Source organism: Microbacterium altimontanum, assembly GCF_058349865.2.
The window spans coordinates 1-24,912 of the sequence record NZ_JBYRJB020000011.1 but is presented as its reverse complement, the minus strand read 5'-3'; the positions used below and the strand labels follow the sequence as shown (position 1 = coordinate 24,912).

The 24,912-nt window shown below is 68.6% G+C and carries 28 protein-coding genes and 2 pseudogenes; 12 read left to right on the top strand and 18 right to left on the bottom strand.

Going from position 1 to position 24,912, the window contains the following annotated elements; all coding sequences use genetic code 11:
• Positions 1-184: 184 nt before the first annotated feature.
• A complete protein-coding gene (locus AC3RX1_RS16335) occupies positions 185-640 on the bottom strand; it encodes a hypothetical protein (RefSeq protein ID WP_157543647.1) in 456 nt (151 codons plus the stop codon).
• A 139-nt stretch (positions 641-779) separates the two neighbouring features.
• Between AC3RX1_RS16335 and AC3RX1_RS16330 the strand changes: the two genes are divergently transcribed.
• The 3 genes from AC3RX1_RS16330 to AC3RX1_RS16320 are packed head-to-tail and all read left to right on the top strand — an operon-like array spanning position 780 to position 3,737.
• Complete coding sequence (locus tag AC3RX1_RS16330; RefSeq protein WP_061018351.1) at positions 780-2,678, top strand: multicopper oxidase domain-containing protein; 1,899 nt, start codon at positions 780-782, stop codon at positions 2,676-2,678.
• Between the two features lie 9 nt (positions 2,679-2,687).
• Entirely contained in the window at positions 2,688-3,020 is a 333-nt protein-coding gene (fdxA, locus tag AC3RX1_RS16325) for a ferredoxin (RefSeq protein WP_061018348.1), read from the top strand.
• A 24-nt stretch (positions 3,021-3,044) separates the two neighbouring features.
• Positions 3,045-3,737 carry an SDR family NAD(P)-dependent oxidoreductase gene (locus AC3RX1_RS16320; protein WP_061018346.1) on the top strand — a complete coding sequence of 231 codons (693 nt, stop codon included), beginning with the start codon at positions 3,045-3,047 and terminating at the stop codon, positions 3,735-3,737.
• Between the two features lie 14 nt (positions 3,738-3,751).
• Here the strand turns inward: AC3RX1_RS16320 and AC3RX1_RS16315 are convergent, their stop codons facing one another.
• Positions 3,752-4,693, bottom strand: a complete 942-nt coding sequence (locus AC3RX1_RS16315; RefSeq protein ID WP_061018344.1) for a cation diffusion facilitator family transporter — start codon at positions 4,691-4,693, stop codon at positions 3,752-3,754.
• A gap of 93 nt (positions 4,694-4,786) precedes the next feature.
• Between AC3RX1_RS16315 and AC3RX1_RS16310 the strand changes: the two genes are divergently transcribed.
• From AC3RX1_RS16310 to AC3RX1_RS16290, 5 genes are all read left to right on the top strand, one after another.
• Positions 4,787-5,392, top strand: a complete 606-nt coding sequence (locus AC3RX1_RS16310) for a TetR/AcrR family transcriptional regulator C-terminal domain-containing protein (protein ID WP_061018341.1) — start codon at positions 4,787-4,789, stop codon at positions 5,390-5,392.
• Between the two features lie 49 nt (positions 5,393-5,441).
• Complete coding sequence (locus tag AC3RX1_RS16305) at positions 5,442-5,822, top strand: ArsR/SmtB family transcription factor (protein ID WP_061018340.1); 381 nt, start codon at positions 5,442-5,444, stop codon at positions 5,820-5,822.
• Positions 5,819-7,141, top strand: a complete 1,323-nt coding sequence (locus AC3RX1_RS16300; protein ID WP_491502307.1) for an MFS transporter — start codon at positions 5,819-5,821, stop codon at positions 7,139-7,141. Before AC3RX1_RS16305 ends, AC3RX1_RS16300 begins: the two co-directional genes overlap by 4 nt.
• Before the next feature lie 37 nt (positions 7,142-7,178).
• Complete coding sequence (locus AC3RX1_RS16295) at positions 7,179-8,096, top strand: hypothetical protein (RefSeq protein WP_061018335.1); 918 nt, start codon at positions 7,179-7,181, stop codon at positions 8,094-8,096.
• Positions 8,097-8,180: 84 nt separating this feature from the next.
• Positions 8,181-8,552, top strand: coding sequence for a GNAT family N-acetyltransferase (locus tag AC3RX1_RS16290; protein ID WP_061018333.1), 372 nt, complete (start codon positions 8,181-8,183; stop codon positions 8,550-8,552).
• A 156-nt stretch (positions 8,553-8,708) separates the two neighbouring features.
• Here AC3RX1_RS16290 and AC3RX1_RS16285 read toward each other — a convergent pair whose 3' ends face one another.
• The 4 genes from AC3RX1_RS16285 to AC3RX1_RS16270 form a co-directional block, all read right to left on the bottom strand.
• Positions 8,709-9,977, bottom strand: coding sequence for a hypothetical protein (locus tag AC3RX1_RS16285; protein WP_061018331.1), 1,269 nt, complete (start codon positions 9,975-9,977; stop codon positions 8,709-8,711).
• A 13-nt stretch (positions 9,978-9,990) separates the two neighbouring features.
• Positions 9,991-10,398 (bottom strand): hypothetical protein, encoded by a 408-nt coding sequence (locus tag AC3RX1_RS16280; RefSeq protein ID WP_061018329.1) that lies wholly within the window; start codon positions 10,396-10,398, stop codon positions 9,991-9,993.
• A gap of 14 nt (positions 10,399-10,412) precedes the next feature.
• Entirely contained in the window at positions 10,413-11,081 is a 669-nt protein-coding gene (locus AC3RX1_RS16275) for an HNH endonuclease family protein (RefSeq protein WP_061018327.1), read from the bottom strand.
• A 209-nt stretch (positions 11,082-11,290) separates the two neighbouring features.
• Complete coding sequence (locus tag AC3RX1_RS16270) at positions 11,291-11,869, bottom strand: hypothetical protein (RefSeq protein ID WP_491502335.1); 579 nt, start codon at positions 11,867-11,869, stop codon at positions 11,291-11,293.
• Here AC3RX1_RS16270 and AC3RX1_RS16265 point away from each other — a divergent pair.
• From AC3RX1_RS16265 to trxA, 3 genes are all read left to right on the top strand, one after another.
• Positions 11,750-12,802, top strand: a complete 1,053-nt coding sequence (locus AC3RX1_RS16265) for a lipid II flippase MurJ (RefSeq protein ID WP_491502333.1) — start codon at positions 11,750-11,752, stop codon at positions 12,800-12,802. The genes AC3RX1_RS16270 and AC3RX1_RS16265 overlap by 120 nt on opposite strands.
• 85 nt (positions 12,803-12,887) lie before the next feature.
• Positions 12,888-13,868, top strand: coding sequence for a thioredoxin-disulfide reductase (gene trxB, locus AC3RX1_RS16260; RefSeq protein WP_061018795.1), 981 nt, complete (start codon positions 12,888-12,890; stop codon positions 13,866-13,868).
• Positions 13,869-13,942: 74 nt separating this feature from the next.
• Positions 13,943-14,266 (top strand): thioredoxin, encoded by a 324-nt coding sequence (trxA, locus tag AC3RX1_RS16255; protein ID WP_061018793.1) that lies wholly within the window; start codon positions 13,943-13,945, stop codon positions 14,264-14,266.
• Between the two features lie 104 nt (positions 14,267-14,370).
• On the opposite strand, the pseudogene AC3RX1_RS16250 reads toward trxA, so the two are convergent.
• Positions 14,371-15,520 (bottom strand): annotated as a pseudogene (locus AC3RX1_RS16250) (IS3 family transposase).
• 395 nt (positions 15,521-15,915) lie between these two features.
• Here AC3RX1_RS16250 and AC3RX1_RS16245 point away from each other — a divergent pair.
• Positions 15,916-16,944 (top strand): annotated as a pseudogene (locus AC3RX1_RS16245) (IS256 family transposase); the annotation flags it as partial.
• Positions 16,945-16,967: 23 nt separating this feature from the next.
• On the opposite strand, the gene AC3RX1_RS16240 reads toward AC3RX1_RS16245, so the two are convergent.
• The 11 genes from AC3RX1_RS16240 to AC3RX1_RS16190 form a co-directional block, all read right to left on the bottom strand.
• On the bottom strand, positions 16,968-17,294 hold the full coding sequence (locus AC3RX1_RS16240) for a hypothetical protein (RefSeq protein WP_491502306.1): 327 nt from the start codon (positions 17,292-17,294) through the stop codon (positions 16,968-16,970).
• A gap of 614 nt (positions 17,295-17,908) precedes the next feature.
• Positions 17,909-18,289 (bottom strand): hypothetical protein, encoded by a 381-nt coding sequence (locus tag AC3RX1_RS16235; protein ID WP_061016556.1) that lies wholly within the window; start codon positions 18,287-18,289, stop codon positions 17,909-17,911.
• A gap of 59 nt (positions 18,290-18,348) precedes the next feature.
• The gene (dprA, locus tag AC3RX1_RS16230) at positions 18,349-19,275 is read right to left on the bottom strand and encodes a DNA-processing protein DprA (RefSeq protein ID WP_259984110.1); all 927 of its coding nucleotides are present in this window, start codon (positions 19,273-19,275) and stop codon (positions 18,349-18,351) included.
• Positions 19,276-19,439: 164 nt separating this feature from the next.
• Positions 19,440-19,982: a hypothetical protein gene (locus AC3RX1_RS16225; RefSeq protein WP_061017194.1), complete on the bottom strand. Its 543-nt coding sequence runs from the start codon at positions 19,980-19,982 to the stop codon at positions 19,440-19,442.
• 264 nt (positions 19,983-20,246) lie between these two features.
• Positions 20,247-20,756 carry a hypothetical protein gene (locus AC3RX1_RS16220; RefSeq protein WP_259984113.1) on the bottom strand — a complete coding sequence of 170 codons (510 nt, stop codon included), beginning with the start codon at positions 20,754-20,756 and terminating at the stop codon, positions 20,247-20,249.
• Positions 20,757-20,875: 119 nt separating this feature from the next.
• A complete protein-coding gene (locus AC3RX1_RS16215) occupies positions 20,876-21,403 on the bottom strand; it encodes a hypothetical protein (RefSeq protein WP_061016818.1) in 528 nt (175 codons plus the stop codon).
• Positions 21,404-21,458: 55 nt separating this feature from the next.
• Positions 21,459-22,463: a DUF4192 family protein gene (locus AC3RX1_RS16210; protein WP_259984117.1), complete on the bottom strand. Its 1,005-nt coding sequence runs from the start codon at positions 22,461-22,463 to the stop codon at positions 21,459-21,461.
• A 165-nt stretch (positions 22,464-22,628) separates the two neighbouring features.
• Positions 22,629-22,970, bottom strand: coding sequence for a hypothetical protein (locus tag AC3RX1_RS16205; protein WP_259984119.1), 342 nt, complete (start codon positions 22,968-22,970; stop codon positions 22,629-22,631).
• Between the two features lie 110 nt (positions 22,971-23,080).
• On the bottom strand, positions 23,081-23,635 hold the full coding sequence (locus AC3RX1_RS16200) for a hypothetical protein (RefSeq protein ID WP_491502305.1): 555 nt from the start codon (positions 23,633-23,635) through the stop codon (positions 23,081-23,083).
• 117 nt (positions 23,636-23,752) lie between these two features.
• On the bottom strand, positions 23,753-24,250 hold the full coding sequence (locus AC3RX1_RS16195) for a hypothetical protein (RefSeq protein ID WP_491502304.1): 498 nt from the start codon (positions 24,248-24,250) through the stop codon (positions 23,753-23,755).
• Positions 24,251-24,393: 143 nt separating this feature from the next.
• Positions 24,394-24,912 (bottom strand): hypothetical protein (locus AC3RX1_RS16190; RefSeq protein ID WP_491502303.1); only part of this gene is annotated, 519 nt, incomplete at its 5' end.

Below are 24,912 nucleotides of genomic sequence, written 5' to 3'. Positions count from 1 at the left end.
AACGGCTCGGGTGGGCAGAAAAACAGGTCAATACGGCACACACCCGGCGGGGTGGCCGCAGCGGCGACAGGCGTCGCCCCCGAAAAATGAGTCACGAAGCTCTCCAAGAACACGAAAACGGCAGGTCATCATCCCCGCCGATGGCGGGGGAGGAGCCGCCCACAACGGGACGGCGACCCGGTTCTCAGGTTCGAGAAATCGACAACTGGACGAGCGATATCGGCGTGGGCGGCGCACCGCCCGGCATGGGCATGGCGCGCAGCGGACGTCGCACGTGGGGCGCCCGCAACGGTGCGGCCCGCCCCCGCAACACGAACGCGCGGATCAGGGTAAAGATCAGCAGCGTGCACAGCACCCCGATGAAACATGCCGCTGCACCGAGCGCCCCATCCGTAGGCACCGCGACCGTCTCCGCGCTAGCGGCTGCTCCTGCAGGCGCATCCGCCACAAGCTCCGGGGTGACAACACTGACCGCGGTCCCCGTTCCCGAGGAGCCCTCCTCGGCATGCGTGCTCGAGAAGATCCCGGCGCAGACCAGCAACCCCAAGCCCAGCACCGTAATGGCACGCAGCACCAGCCACCGATCGCCCCGCAGGGCGTCTCCCGGAGAACGCAGCGCCGACACCATGGTGGCGCTCACTTTAGCAATCACGCTGATGAATCAGCCGGAGGAGCCAGGGGCACGAGCAGGCACACCACCAATCGTGGATACCCTGCGGGGGTAGGCTATACGGGTCTGAGCCTCCTTCGCACCGACCGGCTCGGCGAAAAGGAGCGCCATGCTGATCCAACCCATCGACTACTTCCTGGTCGGCTGGTTCGTCCTTGTAGCCATCAGTACCCTTTGGGTCGGCGTCGACCAGTTCCGAAGCAACCCCGAGCCCACCGTGATGAAGTGGGGCTTTATCCTCGTCACCCTCTACCTCGGACCCATCGGTGCGCTCCTATATGTCCTGGCGGACAAGGAGCCACGGCCGGGGGAGCACGAAGAGTTCACAAAGCCCCTCTGGAAGCAGGGCATCGGATCGACCATTCACTGCGTGGCCGGAGACGCGACGGGAATCATCGCCGCCGCGGTGATCGTCTCTACCCTGGGCCTGCCGATGTGGCTCGATCTGATCATCGAGTACATCGCCGGATTCGCTTTCGGGCTCTTCATCTTCCAGGCCCTGTTCATGAAGAACATGATGGGAGGCACCTACTGGCAGAACGTGCGCCGCTCGTTCCTGCCGGAATTCATCAGCATGAACTTCATGATGGCCGGGATGGCGCCGGTGATGTCGCTGCTGATGATGGGGCGGGACATGCGGGCCATGGTCCCCACTGAACTCATCTTCTGGGCCGTGATGTCCGTCGGTGTTGCCGCCGGCTTTGCGCTGGCCTACCCCTCCAACGTGTGGATGGTGAAGAAGGGCATCAAGCACGGACTGATGACTCAGCGCAAGGAGCCGGCCACCGATCCGCAGCCTGAACACGCCGGGCACGCGGCGATGGCCGCCGGATCCGGAGCGGGGCATGACGATGCGCAACAGCCATCCGAGCATGAGCAGCATCAGCCCAATGGGGCAAGCAAGGTCACTGTGCCGCAGCTGACCGTCGTTGCCTCGTTCGCGACGATCGCACTGATCGTGGGCATGGTCGCCCCCGCCAACGCGGTCAACATGACCCTCAGCGCCGAAGACGTCGGAGGTCTGATCATGCCGCCGGGCATGATCATGACCCGCGACACTCCCGCCGAGGCGATGGAGGACATGGCTGCGGTCGATCCGCGGGACGTCACCAGCGCCTACGACGTGGACACCCGTGGTGACGAGGTCCTCGAGCCTTCCCGGATCGAGGATGGCGTGAAGATCTACGAGCTCACTGTCTCCCTGATCCGATGGGAGATCCTCCCTGGTGTTGCCGTCGACGCATACGCGTACAACGGGCAGGTGCCCGGGCCCCGGCTGAACTTCACCCAAGGCGACCGGATCCGCATCGACGTCACCAACAAGCTCGGCGAAACCACCACTGTGCACTGGCACGGCCTGGACGTCCCCAACGAGATGGACGGCCCTGCCGGCATCACCCAGGACCCGATCGAGCCCGGTGACACGTACAGCTACGAGTACACCGTCAAGCAGTGGGGCACCTTCTTCTACCACTCCCACGACCACGCCGACCGGCAGCAATCCCTTGGCCTCTACGGGGCCCTCATCATCGACCCGGCCGACCCGTCCCAGCAGCCACCAGCAGATCACGATTACACGATCCAGCTGCAGGAATGGCTCAACCGAGAAGGCCTGACCTATCCGGCGATGCCGATGGAAGGAGGGATGCCGAACTACTTCACCATCAACGGCAAGGCGTACCCGGCCACCGAAACCATCGACATGAAAGTTGGCGAGACCCTCAGGGTCCGCTTCATCGGCTCGAACACCGTCGGCATCCACCCGATGCACATCCACGGCGGCCCGTTCACCGTCGTCGCCCGCGACGGTGAATCCCTCGCCGAAGACCAACAATTCAAAGCCGACACCATCAACATCGGGCCCGGTCAACGCTACGACGTGATCTGGGAGGCGCTGGAGCCCGGCAAGTGGCTCATCCACTGCCACATCAACCACCACACGACCAACAACAACGTCGAGACCGACGGCGCCGGCGGGCTCACGATGATCATCAACGTCACCGAGTAGACCCTACTGATGACCTATGTGATCGCACTGCCCTGCGTGGACGTCACCGACCGCGCCTGTCTGGACGAGTGCCCGGTGGACTGCATCTACGAGGGCGACCGGATGCTCTACATCCATCCCGACGAATGCGTCGACTGCGGTGCCTGCGAGCCCGTCTGCCCGGTCGAAGCGATCTACTACGAAGATGACCTCCCCGACGAGTGGGCCGACTACTACACCGTCAACGTCGAGTTCTTCACCGAGCTCGGTTCACCCGGCGGTGCCGCCAAGACCGGTGTTCTCGGTCTCGACCACCCCACTGTCGCTGCCCTCCCGCTGCAGCACCCGCGCGGCCTCGACTGACCCACCCCACCCCGAAGGACACCCATGACCGCCACCCTGCTCATCCTCGGCGCCGGACCCGGCACCGGCCGCGCCCTCGCACACACCTACGCCGCCGAAGGCTGGAACGTCGCCCTCGTCGCCCGCCGATCCGACCCGCTCACCGCTCTGGCCGACAGCATCCGCCGCAACGGCGGCGAGATCGCCGCGTTCCCCGCCGACATCACAAACCCGCACGAGCTGCGCACGGTCATCGACCAGGTGCGCGAGCGGCTCGGGCGGATCGACGCGATCGCCTTCACCGCGGCCTCCGACGACGGATTCGTCCCGGCGGCAGATCTCACCAGCGAACAGGCCCGCACCTTCGCGGACCTGTTCCTCTACCCGCTGATCACCACCGTTCAACTCACCCTGGCGGACCTCCGAGGTAGCGAGCACGGTGCGATCTTCTACGTCAACGGCGCCAGCGCCCTGGGCGCACCCGCCGGGATGAGTGGTCCCGCCCCGGCGATGGCCGCCGCCCGCAACTACCTCGCTACCCTGCGCGATGAGCTCGCCGGCGATGTGTTCGTCGGGGCAACCTTCGTCGCCGCGATGATCGAGGGCAGCGCCGCCGCGGACGCCGCCGCCGAATGGAACGCGGACGGCAGCTTCCCCAGCATCGACGCCGCCCAGATCGCCGGCTCCATCTGGGACCGGCATCAGCACGGCGGGGCCTTCGAGACACTGCTCCCGTGAGCTGCTAGCCGCGCTCAGCGGTGCCGGACCAGGGCCGACTCGTCCTCGGTGAGGTGCGCGGTCTCGACCTGGAAGGTCGAGTGCTGGATCGACACCGGGAAGTGCCCGGCCACGCATTCGCGGACCTCGTGCAACACCTCTGCGGCATGCCCATCGGTGAAGCACTCGTCCTCGACCACGATGTGGGCGGTTAGGGTGGGCAGGCCCGTCGCGACCGTCGACGCGTGCAGGTCGTGTACGTCGGTGACGTGCTTGAGCTCGAGGATATGCCGGCGCACCTCGTCCAAGTCGAGCCCGGCGGGGGTGAACTCCATGAGCACCCGGGTGGTGTCACGCATCAGGATGATCGCGCGCGGCACGATCAGCCCGGCGATCAGGAGGCCCGCTATCGCGTCGGCCTGCTGGAAGCCGGTCGTGGCGATCACGATCGCGGCCACGATCACTCCGAGGGAGCCGAGTGCATCGTTGATCACCTCCAGGAACGCGGCACGCATGTTGAAGTTCGCGCCGCGGCTCGACGACAAGATCACGATCGCCACGACATTCGCGGCCAGTCCCACGATGCCGAACACGAGCATCTCGCCGGCGGCGACCTCCGGCGGCTCGAACAGACGCCGGATGCCCTCGATGGCGGCGTAGGTGCCGACCACCAGCAGCAGCGCGGCCTGTCCGAGCGCGGCGATCACCTCGATCCGCCGGAACCCCCAGGTCCGCTTCGGGTTGGCCGGCCGCAGCATCAAGGTCGCGGCGATCAGCGCGACCAGCAGTCCGGATGCGTCGGTGATCGCGTGGGCGGTGTCCGTCAGCAGCGCCAGGCTGCCGGTGACGACAGACCCGATCGCCTGCGCGACCACGATCGTCGTCGTCAGACCAAACGCGATCCACAGACGTGCCCGGTGATCCCCAGGCGCTCCCGCCTCGCTCGCCGGCGCACCGTGATTGTGACCCGCACCCATGTCCTGCTCCCTCACTTGGTCAGTGACCAACACTCTTGGTCGGTGACCAAGCTACTACAATGTTGGTCACTGACCAACCCCGAGGAGAACCCTGTGGCCGACCGACTGTCCCGCCGCGACGTCATCCACGCCGCCCTGCTCCTGCTCGATCGCGACGGAGCGGACGCCATCACCCTCCGGGGGATCGCCCGACACCTCGACGTCCACCTCAACTCGGTGTCACTGCAGGTGGGAAGCAAGGCGCGCCTGCTCGACCTGATGGCCGACGCCATCCTCGGCGAGCTCTCCTTCGACGACCTCCCGCACCCGCCGATCGACCGGGTCAAGGAGATCTTCCGCCGCTACCGTCAGGTCCTGCTGAACCACCGCGACGGCGCGCACCTCGTCTCGGGCACGCGGGTCTCCGAGACCAACACCCTGCGCCTGGGGGAGGCGGTGATCGCCGCGCTGCTCGATGCCGGCGTCGACCCCGACCTCGCGGTCACCACCTTCTGGAGTCTCAACTACCTCGTGGTCGGCCTCGTCCACGAAGAGCAGACCACCCCTGAGGACGGCGCCCACCGTTTCGAGCAGGAACTCGCCTCGCATTCGTTCCCCGCCCTGACCAGCGTCCGCGATCTCTTCCTCGGCGACAACGTCGCCGCGCACCTCGAATTCGGCATGGATGCTCTGCTGCATCGCGCGCGTCATCTCGACTGAGCATTCTCGTCAGCTGCCGGCCGCGCCCTCCATATGAAATAATCTGCGTATGGATGCAGATAACAAGACGTGCGGTCGCGACCCCGACAGCCTGTACGTCGAGCTCGCCGTCGAGGTCTTCACCATGCTCGCCGACGCCACCCGCGTGCGGATCATCCTCGCGCTGGACGGGGCGGGGGAGCTGTCCGTGAACCACATCGCCGACATCGTCGACAAGTCCCCGGCCGCCGTCTCCCAGCACCTGGCCAAGCTGCGCCTGGCCCGCATGGTCACCACCCGGCAAGACGGCACCCGCGTCTTCTACGCCCTCGCCGACGAACACGCCCGCCAGCTCGTCACGGACGCGATCTTCCAAGCAGAGCACTCCCTTGGCGGCACCGTCCCGCACCACCACACCGAAGCCGACACCACCCGACCCGGGCCGTCATGATCACCGTCCTCCGCAACGGCACGTACCGGGCGCTGTTCTTCGCCCAGGTCATCGCCCTGGTCGGCACCGGGCTGCTCACCGTCGCCCTCGGACTGCTCGCGTTCCAGATCGCCGGCGACGCCGCCGGATCGGTGCTCGGCACCGCGCTGACGATCAAGATGGTCGCCTACGTCGGCGTCGCACCCCTGGTCGCAGCGCTCGTGGACCGGCTCCCCAAAAAGGCCGTCCTGGTCGGCGCCGACGCGGTCCGACTCGCGATCGCGCTCACCCTGCCCTTCGTCCAGGACACCTGGCAGATCTACCTGCTCGTGTTCGTGCTGCAATCCGCGTCTGCGACCTTCACCCCCGCGTTCCAATCGCTCATCCCGAGCGTGCTGCCCGACCTCCAGCAGTACACCCGTGCGCTCGCGCTCTCCCGCCTCGCCTACGACCTGGACTCGATCCTCAGCCCTGTCATCGCCGCAGCCCTGCTCACCGTGATCAGCTACAACAACCTGTTCATCGGCACCGCGCTCGGTTTCGCAGCCTCCGCCACCCTCGTCCTCATCGCCCGCCTCCCCGCTCACGTCCCGGAGGCGATCACCGGTACCTTCTGGGAACGGCTGCCCACCGGCCTGCGCGTCTTCGCCCGCACCCCCAGCCTCCGCTTCCTGATGGCCGCTAACATCGTCGTCGCAGCCGGCACCGCGATTGTCCTGGTCAACTCCGTCGTCTACGCCAAGGGCGTGTTCGGCCTCGATGACTCCGCGCTCGCCCTCGCGCTCGGCGCGTACGGTGTCGGGTCCCTCGTCGTCGCGCTGAACGTCCCCTGGATCGTGGACAGAATCGGAGTGCTCCGCACCATGAGCATCGGTGCTTGGCTCCTCGTCGCCGCCATGGGCGCCGCTGTCGCCATGACGGTCGTCGCGGTATCGACGGGGGGGGGGGTGGTGGGCGCTGCTCGCCACCTGGGCGCTCCTCGGAGCCAGCACATCACTGATCAATACCCCCTCGTCGCGGCTTCTCGCCGACGCATCCACCCCCGCCAACCGCAACCTGGTCTACACCGCTCAGTTCGCCCTGTCCCACGGCTGCTTTCTGATCAGCTACCCGATCGCCGGATGGCTCGGCGCCATCGGCCTGCCGATCGCCGCCATCGCGCTCCTCGGACTCGCGATCCTTGGCGCGATCGCCGTCACCGTCCTCCACAGAACCGCCCTTTCCGCCGCGCACATAGACGAGGCGGTAGTGCAGCGGAGGCTCTAAATGGCCTTGATCGAGGTGGTCCTCGAGGCTTATTGCGACTGAGAACTACTGGGCCGGGGTTGGACATCTTGTAGCGGATTACAGCGACAACGACGACAAGGAATTGGGTAGATGACCACTTACGACCGGGCGGCGGCGAGCGACGACGGCGACCTGAGCCCGATAAAGCTCGCGGAGGTGTGCGAGGCGCTCATCGCCGCATGGCACGAGGATTCGGCTCAGTCCGGTGCCGGCGCAGCACCGGACTCGGCATCCGCGCTCGACGCCCGTGCGATCGTGCAGGCGTTCCCGGAGAACCGGCCGCGGAACCTCGAGTACGCCCATGGCCAGATGGCGGGCAACCTGGTCAACGCGATCGTGCTGCAGCTGCGGTCCGTGGTGACGTTGCTGCGCGCTGAGCCGATGATTCCTCTGGGTGTTTGGCCGCTGGTGAGATCGGAGCTCGAGTACGCCGGTCGAGTCGCGTGGCTGCTTGAGCCGCTCCCGGAGGCGGAGGCGGGCACCCGCAGGGTCGCACGTGAAATGCTCGATCACCTGGCGGCGATACAGCGGCAGCGGTTCACAGCCGGCAAGTGGGACAAGCCCCGGGCGAAGCAGTTCAAGGGCAAGCGCGACGAGCTCCTCGCCCGCATCCGTGAGCTCTTCGACGACGTCGACACTCCTCTGGACAACCCGCAGCAGATTGACGAGTGGCGGATCGGCGGCGAGCCGATGCTGCCCCTGGGCAAGTCGATCGGTCTCTTTCTCGAGCTCCACATGACCGGGGCCGCAGCGCTGTACGACGTGCTCTCCGACAACACGCACCCCTCGGTGATCTCGCTCGCCTTCCAGTCCACAACGAGGGATGAAGACGGGATCACGTCAACCGACTACCCCGCGATCCCGCGGGTGATCAACTTCCAGGTGAGGCTGGGGTGCCTCTTCGCCTACAACGCCGCGCTGCTGATCCTGCGTTACTTCGGGTACTCGTCGCCGGCGTTGGATCAGTGGGCGGCGGCCGCGCCGGCTCGGTGGTTCTCCGGGTCGTGAGTGTCTGGCCGCACAGTGGGTGGGCCTCGTCGACGAGGACAGGGACGCTTCACGGTTCGGGAGCCGCGCGGCCGATATTTCTTAGTGAAGGTGCTCACGATCGAACGGGAGAGCGACATGGACGAGTACGTGGTGATGCAGGCGAGGAAAGAGCCCTCGCGGGTGGCGTGTTGGGAGGAGGACAGGGCCGGGGTGACGCACGGAACGCTCGTGATGCGGTGGATCGACGACCAGGATCTCTACCTCGAGCACGTCGAGGTCGATGAGGCTTGGCGCGGGAAGGGTGTAGCGACGCGACTGCTCGATATGGCGCTGGCGACGTACCGGCTCTCCGGCGAGCAGCTGACCGTTCGCACTCACTCGGCGACCGGGGAGATGGATGCCCTGCTGGCGTCGGCGCGACGTCGGCACCCGGAGTTCCGGTTTATCGCGATCGGCGACGACGACGACGAGTAATCCGCGTCTGCAGGCAAAGAGAAAGGGCACCCGTCCGGAGCCAACTCAGATGCGGATTGTCAGATACACAACTGGGAGGGCGGCACCACTGCGAACAGAGGATGCTCTACGGACGGGTGCCCAGGCCTCGATGCTACCGGGTGGGCGTCGAGGGGATCAGGCGGAGATCGCCAGGGTGGCGTCGGCGGGCTGCAGCGCGAGGATGCGCTGCGCCTTGGTCTCTTCGATCTCGCGGGGGAGTTCGCCCTTGCGTGCGCCCGAGCGTCCGTAGAGCAGGATCTTCACCCCGGTCTTGGACACGCCCGCCTTCTCCGCGATGCCCAGGACGGTCATGCCGCCGGCCATCAGCTGACGGACGTGCTCGCGGACGGGTTCGGCGGGGACGCGAGGAGCTTGCTCGCCGATGCCGGCTTCGCGGCGCCGGCGGCGCTCTTCGGCGAGGGAGGCGTCGGCGCAGGAGATCTCTGCGGGGCAGGTCTCCCGGTCTTTGCATCCCAGCTGATACCCGTAGGCGGTGCCGTGGTGCTCGAGGGGGATGCTTTCGGCGCGGCGCTGTTGCATCCAGATCCGGTGATACTCGCGGCCCGCTTCGATGCACTCGGGACGGTCGCAGCCGCGAGCTCGGCAGGCGTTCGTGCCGTGCGGCTGCAGCTGACGGGGTTTGCTGATGCGAGGCGCACGAGGCGGCCGCGGTGCGCGGGGCTTGGCCGGTGCCGGAGGCTTCTGCTGGTCGACCTGCGCGAGCGTGTCGGTCGCCGCTTGGTGCTGGATGGTGGCGGCGTGCAGCGCGTTCTCGATCGCGCCGCTAACAGACAGGCCGGTGCCGGAGGCGATCGTCGCGGTCTTGAGTGTCGAGGCCGCGGCTTTCAGGTGAGCGCGGGCCGCGTCCCGTCGCTCCTGCCACTGGGCGAGCTCTGCGACGTGACGATCGAGGTCGCGTCGGTACTGGGCGAGATCCTCCCGACGCTGCGCCTGCATGTCTGCCGGCAGCTGCGCGATCGCCTCGGTCGCCTCGGCGAGCCACTTGTGCCCGGGGTGGGGGCGCTGCGGCCGGGATGTGCGAGCGGGCTGCTGTGCGGCGGCCGGCTTCGGCCGGGGCGACGTCGTGGTTCCCGCGGCGCGAGGCCGGGTCGCCGTCTTCGTTCGCGCCGCCGCCTTCGGCTGTGCAGCTGCTCGTCGTGCCTTGCGGGCGGCGATCTGGTCGCGGTGGCGGATGCTCTCTTTCTCGGCGGCGTCGCGCTCGAGGATCTCGGCCAGCGGCACGCCGGCGTCGATGAGCTTGGCGAAGGTGAAGTCGCCGCAGTAGCGGCTGTGCACCGCACGGCAGGGCAGGACGGCCGGGCACGCCGCGGTGCGGCAGCCGAGACGATAGCCGTCCGGGGTTCCGTGCGGAAAGGTGTCGGTGAGGAGATCGAGGGTCGACATCGGTGGTGTCCTCTCAGTGCAGGTCGTGCTCGATGAGCAGGCCGAGGGCGTCGGCGATGGTCCGCAGTCGGTAGCCGCGCCGGCCGTGCTCGACGTGGCCGAAGATGTTGATGAACTCGAGCTCGCCGCTGGCGTCGTCGAGGTAGGCGATGGTGTGGACGTCGGCGGCGTCGAGGTACTGCCAGCCGTATCGGTCGGCAGGGGTGTCGACCCGCGACTGAATCCACCGGACGATGACCGCCCCGAGTGGGCCGTCCGCGTTGGCGCGGGGGGAGTGGGGCGCGTTGGGGACCATGGCGTCGACACCGCGGGGGCCGAGCTCGCCGGGCAGCAGGTCGAAGCTGTCGGGGTCGAGATCAGCGAACAGGTCGGTGTAGTTGGTGCCGGTCTCGTCGCTGATGCGCCGGAGGGTGAGGCTCATGTCGGTCTCCTGGGTTATCGAGTGCTCGGGCAGCGGGTCAGCGCCTCGTCGAGGGCGCTGAGGTCGGCTGCGGAGATCTCGAGGGCGTAGGTGTCGGTGACCTCGAGGTAGCGGGTTGCGTAGGTGCAGGCCGCGGCGCCGGTGGGCAGCCATTCACTCGGGGTGCTGTCTCCCTTCACCTGGTTGGCGGTGGTGGCCTGCAGGTTGGCGGGATCGTTCGCGAACTGCGTGCGCTGCTCGGTCGTCCAGCTGGCGGCGCCGGATGACCAGGCGACCGCGAGAGGGAAGATGTGGTCGATCTGCACGGGCTGGTAGCCCTCGTTGACACGGGTGAAGGTGACCGTCTCCCCGGTGAATGGGTCGTGCAGGATGCCGGTGAGCACGACGCAGTCGTTGGTTCCGGGCTTGTGGACGACGTCGACGAGATCGCGTCCGAGGATGTCGTTGCGGGTGTCGCAGCCGTTGCGGTCGACGTCGGCCCAGCGAGGGCCGAACTCCTCCCGCGAGTACTCCTCGGCCGCGGCAGACATTGGGGAGGACTGTGCGGTTGTCGAAGTCGCCGTGGGGAGCGTGACGGGGGAGAGGCTGTCGCCGGCGTGCGGGGCCGGCCACAGCAGCAGCGCGGCGGCCGCGGCGATGCCGACGACGCCGGCGGCTGCGCCTGCGGTGCGGGTGAGCTTCATTGGGTGACCTCCCGGGTCTCACTGCATATAGGCCGGTTCCCCGGCCGTTCGCGGACGGCGAGGGTGGAGCGGCCGCGGGCCGGGGCCTGTGCCGGCCGGCTCGCGGTCGCGTGTCACTCGGGAGAGTGCTCGCCGTGTCGACGAGAACTCCCCGTCGACCTAAGTTGTGTATCTGACATGCACAACACTAGTCGGATGAGCGCGCGGGGTCAAGCCCCGATCGACGGGATGTGCTGCAGGAGATCGCGGGCAGCTTTGGGGTAGGGCGTCCGCTCGAGCGCGATCAGCTGCCGGCGCCGTTGGCGAGCGTTGCCGAGCGCCCAGGCGTAGCGGTGGTTGCCGGGGTGGCGGATCTTCTGCGTCCCGATCTCCTCGAGCGCTGTGCGCAGCCAGCTGCGGGTGTCCTCGTGTGCTCGGCGGGCTCGTGCGCCGAGGGTCACCAGGTGGCGCTCTGCGGCTTCGCAGCCCTGCTCGCCGGTGCGGATCTTCGAGAGGGTGCGTTCGGGGAGGACGAGCCCGGCGGAGGGGACGTAGTTGATCGTGCGGGCGGTGGAGCGGCCGAGGCTGACGGCGTTGGTGGCCTGGTAGATCACCCCGACGTGGCCGGGGGTGATCGTCTCGACGCGGGTGACCGATTGGCCGTCCTCATCGACGTCGGCGATCGCGCGCTGCCGCTGCAGAGGATCGGCGAAGGTGACCACCCCGCGGAGGCTGGCCGCGGCAGCCTGGCGCCAGACCTGCGCGAGGAACCAGGATTCGGCGTTCGCGGGCACGGCGTCGGTGAGCACGAAGCGGCCGAGCTCGAGCGATTCCGCCAGATCGGCCGCCTCGCCGGCTGGACGTTCCTCATGGTCGTCGTCGGGCAGATCGCCGGCGCCTTCCAGATCAACATCGTGGGTGCCGCCTCGGGTCCCGCGGCGGCCGGGGCGACGCTGCAGAACGCGTGGCTCCTGTTCATGCTCCCGTTCTCCGTCATCGTCCTCTCCCTCGGGACCCCGTATTACACGAAGCTCAGCGAGCACGTCGCGGAGGGACGGACGGATGCGGTCACCGCCGACCTGTCCTCGCTCACCCGGACCGTCGGCATCTTCATGGTCGGCATCCTCGCCGCGATGGCCGTGGCCTCCGTGCCGCTGGCGCGCCTGTTCACGACAACGCCGGACAACGCCGTCGCCTTCGCCTGGGTCCTAGGCGCGTACCTGCTCGCGCTCCTGCCGCTGTCGTTCCAGTTCGGCATCCAGCGCACCTTCTACGCCCTCAAGGACACCCGCACCCCCTTCGTGTACACGCTCGTGCAGGCGGCGCTCGTCATCGCGACGGCTCTGGCCGCGTCGGCGCTCGTCCACGCCGGCATCCTGCCCCTGACCTGGCTCGCCTTCGCGATCGCCCTCGGACAGTCCGTGGCGAACATCCTGCAGTTCGCACTCGCGATCACCCTCCTGCGGCGGAAGATCGGTCCGCTCGGTCTCGGTGCGGCGCTCCGCGGAGTCCTGCGCTTCCTGCTCGCGGCCGTCCCTGCAGCGGCCGCGGGGTGGGCCGTCTTCCTCCTTCTCGGCGGGGTCGAGGGGTGGGCCGTCTCCGAGCGTCTCCCCGGACTCCTCGGCGCCGCGCTCATCGGCGGTGTGACACTGCTGGTCTACGGCGGCATCCTGGCCCTGTTTCGCACCCCCGAGCTGGGCGTCGCGTTCCGTGCCGTCCGCCGCTTCCTGCCGGGCCGGTGAGCCCCCGGTCCGTGGAATGCCACGCGGCTACCATGGGTTGAACTGTCCGGGCGCGAACATCGCCCAGACGAAGAGAGGAATCATCGTGCGCAAGGTCATCATCATCGGCTCGGGTCCGGCGGGCTACACCGCGGCGATCTACGCGGCGCGCGCGAACCTGTCGCCCCTCGTCGTCGCCAGCTCGGTCGAGGCCGGCGGAGAGCTGATGAACACGACCGAGGTCGAGAACTTCCCCGGGTTCCCCGAGGGCATCATGGGCCCCGACCTCATGACCAAGATGCAGGAGCAGGCCGAGAAGTTCGGCGCCGAGGTCGTCTACGACGACGTCGTGTCGCTCGACGTCTCGGGCGACATCAAGACCGTCACGCTCGGCCGCGGCGAGACGCACGAGGCCGAGGCGATCGTGTTCGCCACCGGTTCCGCGCCCCGCAAGATCGGCATCGAGGGCGAGACCCGCCTGTCGGGCCGTGGCGTCTCGTACTGCGCCACGTGCGACGGCTTCTTCTTCCGCGAGAAGGTCATCGCCGTCGTCGGCGGCGGCGACTCCGCGATGGAAGAGGCGACGTTCCTCACGAAGTTCGCCTCGAAGGTCTACGTGATCCACCGTCGCGACGAGCTGCGCGCCTCGAAGATCATGCAGGACCGCGCCAAGGCCAACGAGAAGATCGAGTTCGTCTGGAACGCCGAGGTCATCGACGTCCTGGGTGAGGATGCCGTGACCGGCGTGCGTCTGCGCGACACCGTCGACGGGTCCGAGCGCGACCTCGCCCTCGACGGCGTGTTCGTCGCGATCGGCTACGACCCCCGCACGCACCTCGTGCACAACGTCCTCGACATCACCGAGCACGGCACCGTGTGGGTCGACGGCCGCACCTCGAAGACCTCCGTCCCCGGTGTCTTCGCCGCGGGCGACGTCATCGACCCGACCTACCGCCAGGCCGTCACCGCGGCCGGCAGCGGCACGGTCGCCGCCCTCGACCTCGAGCACTACCTCGCCGCGCGCGGCGACGCGGGTGCCCCCGCGCAGGACGCCGCACTGATCGACGGGCTGCCGACCCCCGCCTGAGCGCGGAACAATTGCGGCATCCGCTGCGTTTTCCCCTCTGACACCCACGTGTCGATTCCTAAGGAGACAGACATATGACCGCCAAGGCCACGAGTGAGAGCACCTGGCAGCAGGACGTCATCGACGCCGAAGGCCCCGTCCTGGTGGACTTCTGGGCGGCGTGGTGCGGACCCTGTCGCATGGTCGGCCCCATCCTCGACGAGATCCAGACCGAGAACCCCGAGAAGATCACGGTTCTGAAGCTCAACGTCGACGAGAACCCGCAGCTCGCCATGGAGTACCAGATCACGTCGATCCCGGCAATGAAGGTCTTCAACAAGGGCCAGGTCGAGAAGACGATCATCGGCGCCAAGCCGAAGTTCGCCCTCGAGCAGGACCTCGCCGACTACATCGGCTGAGCACCCCACGTCACGAAGGACCCGCGCGACCCCGGTCGCCGGGTCCTTCGTCGTTTCCGCGCCGCCGGAACATCCGCGCCCACCACGACGGTGGGCCGCCCCCTTCATTCGGTCCGGTCGCTGTGCGAGTCGTCGGTTTCCAGTTGATGGGTGCATTGCCGAGCGTAGTCGACCGGTGCGAGGTATCCGAGCGATGAGTGCCGGCGGTCATGGTTGTACTCGGTCTTCCAGTCGCCGATCACGACCTGGGCGTGCAGCAGCGAGTAGAAGCTGTTGATGTTCAGGCACTCGTCGCGGAGCCTGCTGTTGAACGACTCGACGTACCCGTTGTGCCAGGGCGAGCCGGGCGGAATGTAGGACAGGCCGGTGCGGGTGCCGGCCCAGTCGGCCATCGCGTCGCTGATGAACTCCGGGCCGTTGTCTGATCTGAGCACCGCGGGCGCGCCGCGGACGGCGACGAGGTCCTCGAGGTGGGCAGTGAGTCGGTCCGCGGTGATCGACCGCTCGACAAGCCCTCCGATGCACTCACGGGTGTGTTCGTCGACGATGGAGCAGATCTTGATCGGGCGGCCCTGCTCGTCGGCATCGAACTGGAAGTCCACCGCCCACACGAGATTCGGTGCGACCGCTGCCGGGGCGTCGACGGTCGAGGATCCGACGCGTTGCGCCGCCGCCGCTGGGGGACACGGAGGCCTTCCTCGCGCCAGAGCCGCTGGATCTTCTTGTGGTTCACGACCCACCCCTCGCCGCGAGCGTCGTGGTAGGCCCTGCGGTATCCCCACCGCGGATGCTTCTTCGCGTACGCGCGCAGCCAGTCCCGCAACGCCCTGTCCGGGTCGGCGGTCGTGTCGCCCTTGAGCGGGCGACGGTACGCGGACCTGCTCAGCCCGGCCAGACGGCACGCCATCCGCTCGCTCACCTGCAGTGTCCTGATCAGGTGAGCGACGGCGGCGCGGCGCCTGCCCGGGCCTAGAAGTTTCCCTCAGCCAACTCCTTCAGCGCGGCCTTCTCCAGCTCCGCTTCGGCCAGCAGCCGCTTCAGAGTGGCGTTCTGCTTCTTGAGCTCCTTGAGACGCTTCGCGTCGTCGGCCTTCAGGCCGCCGTACTGGTTCCGCCACCGGTAGTACGTCTGCTCGGACACGCCGAGCTCCCGACACACCGCGGCGACGTCCGCGCCGTCGGCGAGCATCCTGTCGGCCTGCCCGAGCTTTCGGACGACCTGCTCCGGGGTGTGACGCTTCCTGCTGTTCGTCATGATCTGACCAGTCTCCCTGCCCGAACCCTCGGGCGACAGGACGACTCACACAACGACTGGACCTACAAGACGGGGTCAGTCCAGCATAATCTCGTACCCTCGCTTGCCCGCTTAGCGCAGCGAGAGACTGGCTCGGTTAGAGATTTCGGAATGCTTTCGTTGGCTGCAGCGGTGTTCGACGCGGTGGGGCGTCTGACCGCTACATCCTCAGGACGGAACGAAGCGGCGTGTGTGCTCCCGCGGGCGGAAGTCATAAAAGCAATCGCGCTGTTGAGCAGTAGTGCCCCATAAGGTGGTGTAGCCCACGGTGGCCGCCTCGTCGCTCGCGACGTAAGCGCGGTCACCGTGTGATCCTTCGAGAAGTCTCTTACCTCCACTCGAAAGGCATCATCACGATGACCGCTCCTCATATTCTCGACCCTGCCCGCCTACTTAGCGAAGCCCTCGTCGATTCGTCGCCGGATCTGATGCGGCAGCTGCTGCAGACGATGATCAACGCACTGTTGTCCGCGGACGCGGACGCCGTTGTCGGCGCCGAATGGGGTCAGGCGTCCCCGGACCGCACCGCGCAGCGCAACGGCTACCGCCACCGCGACCTGGACACGCGTGTCGGGACGATCGACGTCGCGATCCCGAAGCTCCGCAAGGGCACCTACTTCCCGGAATGGCTGCTCGAGCGGCGCAAACGCGCCGAGACCGCGCTGATCACCGTCGTCGCAGACTGCTACCTCGCCGGGGTCTCCACCCGCCGAATGGACAAGCTCGTGAAGCCCCTCGGGATCCACTCCCTCTCGAAGTCACAGGTCTCGCGGATGGCCGCGGACCTCGACGAGCACGTCGACCAGTTCCGACGCCGCCCACTCGGTGACGCGGGCCCGTTCCCGTTCGTCGCCGCCGACGCGCTCACGATGAAGGTCCGCGAGGGCGGCCGGGTGATCAACGCGGTCGTGCTCGTCGCGACCGGCGTCAACGCCGACGGGCACCGCGAAGTCCTCGGACTGCGCGTCGCGACATCGGAGACCGGCGCGGCGTGGAACTCGTTCTTCGCCGACCTCGTCGCCCGCGGTCTCGGCGGGGTCCGTCTCGTCACCTCCGACGCCCACGCCGGACTCGTGGAAGCGATCGCGGCGAACCTGCCCGGCGCTGTCTGGCAGCGCTGCAGGACCCACTACGCCGCGAACCTGATGAGCGTCTGCCCGAAGAGCATGTGGCCGGCCGTGAAAGCGATGCTGCACTCCGTCTACGACCAGCCCGACGCAGCATCGGTGAACGCGCAGTTCGACCGGCTCTTGGACTACGTCGAGGAGAAGCTCCCCGACGCGTTCGCGCACCTCGATGCCGCAAGGGCGGACATCCTCGCGTTCTCCGGCTTCCCCGACGGGCTCTGGCAGCAGATCTGGTCCAACAATCCCAACGAGGCGATCGCCTGGAACCGACCCGCCGAGGTCTACGCCGGCCTGGCCGACCCCACCATCCCCAACTTCGAAACCGAAGAAATCCTGCCAACTACTTGACGCGAGACAGTCTCGTCGAACCCGGTGATGCGGGGAGCTCGCGGTCCCTTCGAGTAGTAGACGTCGCGCTCGTCGATCGGGCTTTCGATGGTGATGCGCTGGCCGATCTGGGCGCCGGTCACGAGGGCGGCCTTGTAGTAGCGGGGCGAGCCGTCATCGTCGGTGTAGGCGTAGCCGAGCTTGCCGGTGCTCAGCTGGCGCCGGCCCATGTATGTGACCTCGGATGACCGGGTGTCGCCGGTCTCGGGGTTGGTGCTCATGTCGGGTCTCCTGGGTCTCTGGGTGCCTGCTCAGCGTCGATATGGGCTGCTCGTCGCAAGCGGCCCGACCGGGGCGAGGGAGATCGGCGTGGGGCGGCTGAGCGGTGAGCGGGTGGGACGAGCGTGCCGGACGACGTTCTCGGCGGGGCCTTCGATTTCGAATCCGCACTCGCAGCTGTACAGGCCGATGTCGGGGGCGTCGGTGGCGGGAAGGTACATGACCTTCGGTAGGCCGCAGATCGGACAACGCATGATGATCCTCCGTGATCTAGTTGTGTATCTGACATGCACAACAATACCAGCGTGAGCGGAGGAAGGGAAGCGGATCTTGCCGGTGATGCGGAAGTGGCGGGGGCGGCGGTGTCAGGGGCGCCGCCCCCGCCGGCAGCGGGCCGGGAGGAGGACGAAATGGGCCGGCTGCCATCGACGGGCGAGCGGCGTGCGGCGAGCGCTCCGCCAGGCTGCGTGTGGGTGCCCGTCCTGCCGGGGGTCGACCTGATGGTGCGATCCCCGCGGGTCTGGTGGTCTGTGGTTGCCCGGATGTTAGGTTGTGTATCTGACATACACAACACTAGTGCATGTCAGGAGGATGCTGCAACCCCTGTGGTCGGGTTTCAGGTGCGCAGCTGCGCGCGGGTGTGAGGAGCGGGGCTGTGCAGGATGTGGGTGAGCGTGCGCGCGGTGCGCGCCCACTTGCGGATGCCGAGCACGGGGATGAGCAGCAGCGGGATGCCGGCGGCCGCGGCGGGCCAGGACAGCAGCCCGAACGCGCCGATGAGGACGATGCCGCCGAGGATGTGCCAGGCGATCATCGCGGCCGCGTGGCGGCGAGCTCGAGCGGCTCGGCGCAGGATGTCGCCGTGGGAGGCGATCGGGGCGCTGCGGATGCGTCGTCGCCACAGCAGCAGCGCGAGCAGCGCAGCGAGCCACAGCAGCAGCAGCAGCAGCGCGGGCGTCGCGAGGGCGAGCGGGTCAAGGTTGTGCGGGGTTCCCATGGGGTGTCCTCTCCGGGGCTGCGGTGCGGGGGCCGGCGGGTGGCCGGCCCCCGCCGTCGTCAGCGACCGAGCAGCTCGTAGGCCTCGTCGGCGCTGGTGACCAGGTGGGCGTCGGCCTCGCGGATGAGGCGGTGGCATCCGGTGGATGCGGCGGACGTGATCGGGCCGGGGACCGCGCCGATCGTGCGGCCGAGCTCGGCGGCGTGGGTCGCGGTGGTGAGCGACCCAGACCGGGCGCCGGCCTCGACGACGACCGTCGCGGCGGTGGTCGCGGCGATCAGCCGGTTGCGAGCGAGGAAGCGCCAGCGGGTGGGCGCCGCGCCGGGGGCGACCTCGCTGGCGATCGCGCCGCCGCGCTCGGCGATCCGGGCGATCAGGTCGCTGTGACCGGCCGGGTAGGGGCGGTCGGCTCCACCGGCCAGCCAGGCGACGGTGGACCCGCCCGCGGCGAGCGCGGCGCGGTGTGCGGCGCCGTCGATGCCGTAGGCGGCGCCGCTGACGATGACGATGCCGCGGCCTGCGAGGTCGGCGGCGATCTCGGCGGTGACGTGCTCGCCGTAGGTGGTGGCGGCGCGCGCTCCGATCAGGCTGATCCGGTCGGTCAGGTTGCGGGTGAGCGGGGTGAGGGTGCCGCGCGCCCAGATGACGTGCGGGGCGGCGTCGCCGAGGTCGCTGAGGCCGGGGATGGTGGCCGGGTCGATCAGGGTGATGCCGTGGCGTGCGGCGAGCGCGAGGGTCTCGTCGATGTGGCGGGGGTTGTGGCGGGGCAGCCAGCGGGCGGCGGCGTGTGCGGCGTCCTCGGGGGTGACGTCGGCGGCGTCGAGTGCGGCGAGGAGGGTGTCGCGGCCTGCGGTGAGCGCCTCGAGGGCGGCGGTGTGGCCGATGTGGCGGGTGAGGGCTCCGGCGGTGGCGTCGCCGGGCTCGGTGATCGTCGACCAGGCGGCGCGGGCCTCGAGGGCGGTGGCGGTGGTGAGTGCGGTGTTCATGTCGTCCCTCCGAGCATGTTGTGTATCTGACATACATAACACTAGCATAGTCGGGGGACATTGCAAGGGCGAGCCTTCGGTCGGCGAGCGCGCGCGGCTCTCTGTTCTTCGAGCCGCGAACCGGTAGCGGCAGAATCGCCGCCGCTACCGGTCGCGAACGCCGCTCAGGCGGCCCGGTAGGTGATCAGGATCGGATCGGCGCCCGGTGCTGCGACGAACGCTGTTCCTCGCCTCGGGGCGGGCACGCCCTCGCTTGGCGCTTCGATGCCGTAGACCTCGGCGAACAGCCGCCGGGTTGGACGGCCGACGATCACGCGGACATCTGCGCGCTCGGTGAGAGGGGTTGGCATCGACACCAGGATGACGATTCGCGCGGCGGTGAGGTCCGCGGTGATCGCGTCGGCGAGCTCTTCGGATGCCCAGCTGCTCCCGTAGTCGTAGACGACTGCCGTTGTGGAGTCGGGGCGGTCGGCGTCTGCGGCGAGCGCGTGGTGCTCGATCGGTTGATACTCGATATTGAGTCCGGCTCGGTCTGTGTCTTGGGGCTGCATGGACACCACTCCCACCCGGTGCCCGCGCTGCACGAGGCTGGCGGCGATGGTGCGGGCGAGGGTGGTGCGGCCGCTGCCTGCCAGGCCGCTGATTGTGACGAGTTGGCCGGGCTGGATGTTGTCGAGGAGCATGCTCGACGGGTCGAGAACGGTCATGGGGACCACCTTCCGCGCCCTACTTCGCTTCGGGCGCATGTCTGGCCACCTACTGCGTTTCAGTGGCCTGGATTGGAGTGTAGATGAGGGGCATCGTGCCCGGTAGGGCGCTCGCTGGGGTGTCGCGGCGAGCGCCCGCTGCCTCAGTAGGTCTCGGTGAGGGCAAGAGTGTCGATGATCAGCGTGCCGTCGTGGGTGGGTGCTGTGACGGTCGAGACCAGCACGTGGCCCTGGCGGGGCGCTGTGGCCCCGCCAGGGGCGGGTTTAGACCCGCTCGGTGCTGATGATCGAGACGTCGAAGCTCTCGTGCCCGTTGTCGCGGTACGCGGCGAGCACGTCGTCGAAGTCGATGCCCTCGCGGGCGTTGTCGTCAGCGTCCTCCTCGGTGGTCGCGCTGGTGGAGTAGGTGACCCGGACGGTCACGGTGACCTCGGCTTCCACCTCCCAGTCGCGGTATCGAGGGGTGCCGTTCATCGCCTCGGCGAGCCGGTCGTACTCCTGGCAGAAGTCGGCGTGATCGGCGATCCGACCCGCCTTGTCCCAGAAGTCGATCAGGCGGGGGTCGGACCCGTCCGTGATCTGCTCGGTGCGGAGCCGTTCGATCTCGCGCTCGCGCGCGGCGACCTGCTCGCGGGCCTCGGCCAGCTCGGCGTGAGCGCGCGCCAGCTCGCCCGCGAACGCGCTGCGGCGGTCGGTGACGGACGGGGTGCCGGGGAAGGTCAGGGGGCCTTCCGCGATCCCGTTCGCCGGGGCGGTGGTGGTGATGTCAGTCATGTCGTCCTCCCTAGAACGTGTTGTGTATCTGACATACACAACACTAGTAGGGGGGTCCGACATTCGCAAGCCTCGGGGTCACGCGGGCACCCGCTCGGGTGCAGGTGCCCGCGCGAGTCTCACCGCATGCCGCTGTCCACACTGTCGGCCAGCCATGCGGCGGCGTTCAGCATGTCGTGAGCGGCCTCGATCACGGCGTCGTTGCTATCACCCTCGGCCGCGTCGTTCAGGTTCCTGATGCCCTCGCGAACGTCCGCCACCTGCACGCTGAGGGTGCCGAACGCTGCGCGTGCGGCCTTGGCCATGAGGGCGCGCACGGTGTGCGCGTCGATGGGCTCCGCCCGCAGCGCGAAGGCGAACGTCTCGGCGTCGCCGTACCCGGCGGCGATCACGGCATCCGCGATCTGCTGCGCGGACTCGGGCGCACCCTGAACGAGGATCGAATCGGGCGCGGACGGCCCGCGGAACGCTCCCGGCGCGTCGTCCCGCTCGGGGTCGCCGTCGTACAGGGGCGGGCCGTCGTTGAGGTTCACGCGCAGCCGTCCGGCGTCCTGCGCGGTGTCGATCTGCACCACAGGCACGCCGTCGCTCGCGCCTCGGTAGTGGGTCACGGTGATGCCCTTCGCGGGCGTCAGCTGGTTGGTCATGGTGTCCTCCGTGAGGTCCGGGCCGCACCCTCCGGGGAGGGTGCGGCGGTCAGTGTCAGCGCGAGAACGCGAACTCGGGCAGGTGACCGGCATCGACCATCGTCCGCACGATCTGCGACAGGCCGTGCTCGGGATCGATCGCCAGCGCGCGACGCGCGTAGACGTCGGCGTGAGTGGAGCGTCCCAGCGCCCAGGACAGCCACGCAGCGGCCGCCAGCGGCCCCACCTGCGCCTCCTCGGGCGAGAGGGCCGCGACGTACCGGCAGGCCGTCAGAGCGGCGTCCAGCCGCTTCGCGTCCGGTCGCGGACCCTCACCCCACATCACCCGCGCCAGGTGCGCCGGGTACCCCTCACCCTGCTCCCAGCCGATCTGCGCGTCCAGCGCGCTCTCACCGGCAGCGAAGCCGTGCGCCCACTGCACCAGGGCGACATCGCGCAGTCCGGGCCGGTTCAGCATCCCCGACAGCAGCGCCACCGCGCCCGCCTCGAGGTCGGCGCCGTCCCAGGACAGCGCCCGCTCGATCACGTCCAGTGGATCGCCACCGGCCAGCGCCAGCGCCACCGGCAGGTCGGTCGGCAGCGCCTCCGCGACCTCGTCCGCCAGCGCCTCATCCACGACCGGAAGGGCCGCCCCGGCGTGCTGGTCCGAAGCGGTCAGCATCGCCGCCAGGTGCGCGGGAGTCTCCGGCAGCGCCTCGGTCGCGTCCTCGCCGATCACGCCCCAGGCGTCCCCCGTGACGTACAGCCGATCGATCAGCTGCAACCCGCACGCGTCCGCCTGAGCGGCGATCTGCTCACCGACCGCCTCGGCACGCTCGCGCTCGCCGTAGACGACCAGCGCCAGGCCCGTGACGTTCTCGACCTTGCAGATCAGGCCCATCGCCACCCGCGCGAGCTCGGCGGCATTGTCGGCGGCAGGGAGATCGAAGCGCATCGCGCCGATCGTGCGCGAGCCGGTGAACGGCACCGCCACGACCGACTCGATGGGACGGAAGCCCAGCAGCGCCGGGAGCGCCGCGAGGAAGTCGCCGGCTCCGGTGACCTTGTGGGTGGTAGTCATGTCGTCCTCCTAGAACTGTTGTGTATCTGACATACATAACACTAGTCGATGCGGCGGACATTGGCAACCCTGGTCTGCGCTCGCCGCCGGTAGTTGCCGAGACGTGCGGATGCCCCGTCGGTGTTGGTCCCGGCGGGGCATCTGTGCTGCGTCAGCGGTGGGCCGCTAGTCGTCCCACGATCGGCGCGGCGTGAAGTGGAATCGCTCGTCGCCTTCGTTGTGGGCGAGGTCATCGGCGCGAGCGCGATAGTCCTCGTCGCTGAGTCGGGAGCCGTGGCCGTTGACCCAGGGGAGCGGGTCGCGGTCGCCCTCGGTCTCGCCCTCCCAGACCTCGCGGATGATGTGATCGGCGGTGGCGTGCTCGTGCAGCGCGTCGAACAGGGCGGCCAGGGTGAAGCCCTCGCCCATGTTGATCCGGTTGAGCACTTCGCCCGCGTTCCAGTAGCGCACCATCTGCGCGGCCTCGGCGATGACCTCGCGGTCGATCTCGACGGTAACGGTGGTCATGGTTCCTCCATGTGTTGTGTATCTGACACCTATAAATGTACTGGTGCGGTCCGACATTGAACGGCCCCGGGAGCGCCCCGCCGGATCGGATCGGCGGGGCGCTCGCCGCGTCATGCGGCGTAGGTGCAGGGCACCTGCTGGCCGTGGTGCCAGCCGTCACACTCGATGCGGCCGAGCTTGCGGGCGTCGTCTCGGCACGCGCGGCGGGCGTCGGCTTCCTCGGCGTCGATGCGGGAGGAGTGCAGCGCCTCGATGTGCTCCAACTTGGTGCTGAACCCGTCGTTGTCCGGCAGGCCCGCAGTGACCCACAGGCGCGCGCACAGCCCGAATCCCTCGTGCGAGAGCGGGGCGCGCTCCGCGGCCGCCAGCAGGCCGATCACGACCTCTACGGCGGTGCCCAGGCGGGTGTCCTGGCCGTGCGCCACCCTCTCGAGAATCTCCCGTGCGTGCGCCCGATAGACCGCCTCCACGCTCATCCGCTCAGCGGCGTCGCCGCCGCTGAGCAGCGAGAACGAGTGATAGATCGCGTCGGCCCGCTCAGGGTGTCGGGCGGCTGCCTGCGCGATCTCGTCCTCGGCCCAGTTGATCCGCTCGAAGATCGCCCCGAAGTTCTGATCGAAGCTCGCCAGGATTTCCGCTGCCGTCTCCGTCTTCATGGTGCTCATGGCATCCTCCATATGTTGTGTATCTGACACCTAAAACAATACGGGGAGCCTCCGACATTGGAAGCGGACGCCAGAGCGCCCCGCCGGATCGTCTCGGCGGGGCGCTCGGGTGTGAGATCACCAGATCTCGAATCCTCCGCAGTGGCGCAGGAACGCGGCGAACTCGCGCACGTTCTCGACGTCGAACGGGTAGGACTTGCCGAAGTGCTCGCGGCGGCCGGTCCCGGCACAGGCGTTGCATCCGCCCTTGCCGGTGTCGGGGTCGCGCGGCTTGTCGTAGCCGTACTCGCGGCCGATGGCGTCGGTGCGCAGCCCCGTCCCGGTGCACAGGTCGCACTCGCTGTCCGGTAGCGCGTTCTGCTCGGCGGCGTACTGGTCGGCGTAGGCCGTCACGCGCCCGTTGGCGAGGTCGCGGTCGAGCGCGTCGGCCAGGGCCACGGATGCGGCCGCGTCGAGCCCGTCGCCGTCGTTGCTCTGCCAGTGGACGCACCCGGCGGTGAGGTCCGGGTAGGTCGTGGTCAGGAACTCGGCCAGCGGGTGCCACCACCACACGTTGTTGCGGAAGTAGCCCCCGACCTCAGCGGTGGCGTTCTTGCCGTAGACGTCCATTCCCATGATGTCCTCCTAAAGACATGTTGTGTATCTGACACACACAACATTAGGAGGGGGGTCGGACATTGGCCGGGGACCGCCGTCAGGGTGGATGCAAAAGAGCGCCCCGCCGGATGATCCCGGCGGGGCGCTGGCGGCGGAGTCCTCTACCGGGTGCCGTCGAGGCCGTTGACCAGCCACAACGCCGCGGCCGCGAGATCCCCACCGCCGTCGAGCGCAGCGCGCACCGCCGCAACGCTCGCCGCGAGATCCGTGGGCACCAGCCCGGACACGCGAGCCCGCGCGGCCTGGTACTCGCCGCCCACGTACACGTCGAGGCTCTGCCCCGCCTCGTCGGCATCGCGGGTGTCCCACTCCTGCAAGACCTCGGCGCGCGATCCCGGGTGACGGCGCGTGACGTCCTCGGCCAGCCTGTAGATCCCCTCGGCCTCGTACTTGGAATGCCCGGTGATCTGCCACCCCTCACCGTCTCGATCCACGGCCTGATCCACCATGTCGAGCCCCGCCCGGTCGATCGCCTTCTGTAGACGCTTCTCCGTGAGGTTCGGGGCGTCGGTGTCCCGCGCAGCCCCCTCGGGGAGGGCGCGCAGCGGCCGACCTGCGTGGCCCGTGGGCGGCTTGCCGCCCACCCGGAGCACGGCGCGCAGCGCCGGGCACCCCATCCG

Bases quoted from the DNA above. Each gene is read 5' to 3' on its own strand.
- AC3RX1_RS16330 (WP_061018351.1), top strand. From the start codon at position 780: ATGCTGATCCAACCCATCGACTACTTCCTGGTCGGCTGGTTCGTCCTT.
- fdxA (WP_061018348.1), top strand. From the start codon at position 2,688: ATGACCTATGTGATCGCACTGCCCTGCGTGGACGTCACCGACCGCGCC.
- AC3RX1_RS16320 (WP_061018346.1), top strand. From the start codon at position 3,045: ATGACCGCCACCCTGCTCATCCTCGGCGCCGGACCCGGCACCGGCCGC.
- AC3RX1_RS16315 (WP_061018344.1), bottom strand. From the start codon at position 4,693: ATGGGTGCGGGTCACAATCACGGTGCGCCGGCGAGCGAGGCGGGAGCG.
- AC3RX1_RS16305 (WP_061018340.1), top strand. From the start codon at position 5,442: ATGGATGCAGATAACAAGACGTGCGGTCGCGACCCCGACAGCCTGTAC.
- AC3RX1_RS16300 (WP_491502307.1), top strand. From the start codon at position 5,819: ATGATCACCGTCCTCCGCAACGGCACGTACCGGGCGCTGTTCTTCGCC.
- AC3RX1_RS16295 (WP_061018335.1), top strand. From the start codon at position 7,179: ATGACCACTTACGACCGGGCGGCGGCGAGCGACGACGGCGACCTGAGC.
- AC3RX1_RS16285 (WP_061018331.1), bottom strand. From the start codon at position 9,977: ATGTCGACCCTCGATCTCCTCACCGACACCTTTCCGCACGGAACCCCG.
- AC3RX1_RS16280 (WP_061018329.1), bottom strand. From the start codon at position 10,398: ATGAGCCTCACCCTCCGGCGCATCAGCGACGAGACCGGCACCAACTAC.
- AC3RX1_RS16275 (WP_061018327.1), bottom strand. From the start codon at position 11,081: ATGAAGCTCACCCGCACCGCAGGCGCAGCCGCCGGCGTCGTCGGCATC.
- trxA (WP_061018793.1), top strand. From the start codon at position 13,943: ATGACCGCCAAGGCCACGAGTGAGAGCACCTGGCAGCAGGACGTCATC.
- AC3RX1_RS16240 (WP_491502306.1), bottom strand. From the start codon at position 17,294: ATGAGCACCAACCCCGAGACCGGCGACACCCGGTCATCCGAGGTCACA.
- AC3RX1_RS16235 (WP_061016556.1), bottom strand. From the start codon at position 18,289: ATGGGAACCCCGCACAACCTTGACCCGCTCGCCCTCGCGACGCCCGCG.
- dprA (WP_259984110.1), bottom strand. From the start codon at position 19,275: ATGAACACCGCACTCACCACCGCCACCGCCCTCGAGGCCCGCGCCGCC.
- AC3RX1_RS16225 (WP_061017194.1), bottom strand. From the start codon at position 19,982: ATGACCGTTCTCGACCCGTCGAGCATGCTCCTCGACAACATCCAGCCC.
- AC3RX1_RS16220 (WP_259984113.1), bottom strand. From the start codon at position 20,756: ATGACTGACATCACCACCACCGCCCCGGCGAACGGGATCGCGGAAGGC.
- AC3RX1_RS16215 (WP_061016818.1), bottom strand. From the start codon at position 21,403: ATGACCAACCAGCTGACGCCCGCGAAGGGCATCACCGTGACCCACTAC.
- AC3RX1_RS16210 (WP_259984117.1), bottom strand. From the start codon at position 22,463: ATGACTACCACCCACAAGGTCACCGGAGCCGGCGACTTCCTCGCGGCG.
- AC3RX1_RS16205 (WP_259984119.1), bottom strand. From the start codon at position 22,970: ATGACCACCGTTACCGTCGAGATCGACCGCGAGGTCATCGCCGAGGCC.
- AC3RX1_RS16200 (WP_491502305.1), bottom strand. From the start codon at position 23,635: ATGAGCACCATGAAGACGGAGACGGCAGCGGAAATCCTGGCGAGCTTC.
- AC3RX1_RS16195 (WP_491502304.1), bottom strand. From the start codon at position 24,250: ATGGGAATGGACGTCTACGGCAAGAACGCCACCGCTGAGGTCGGGGGC.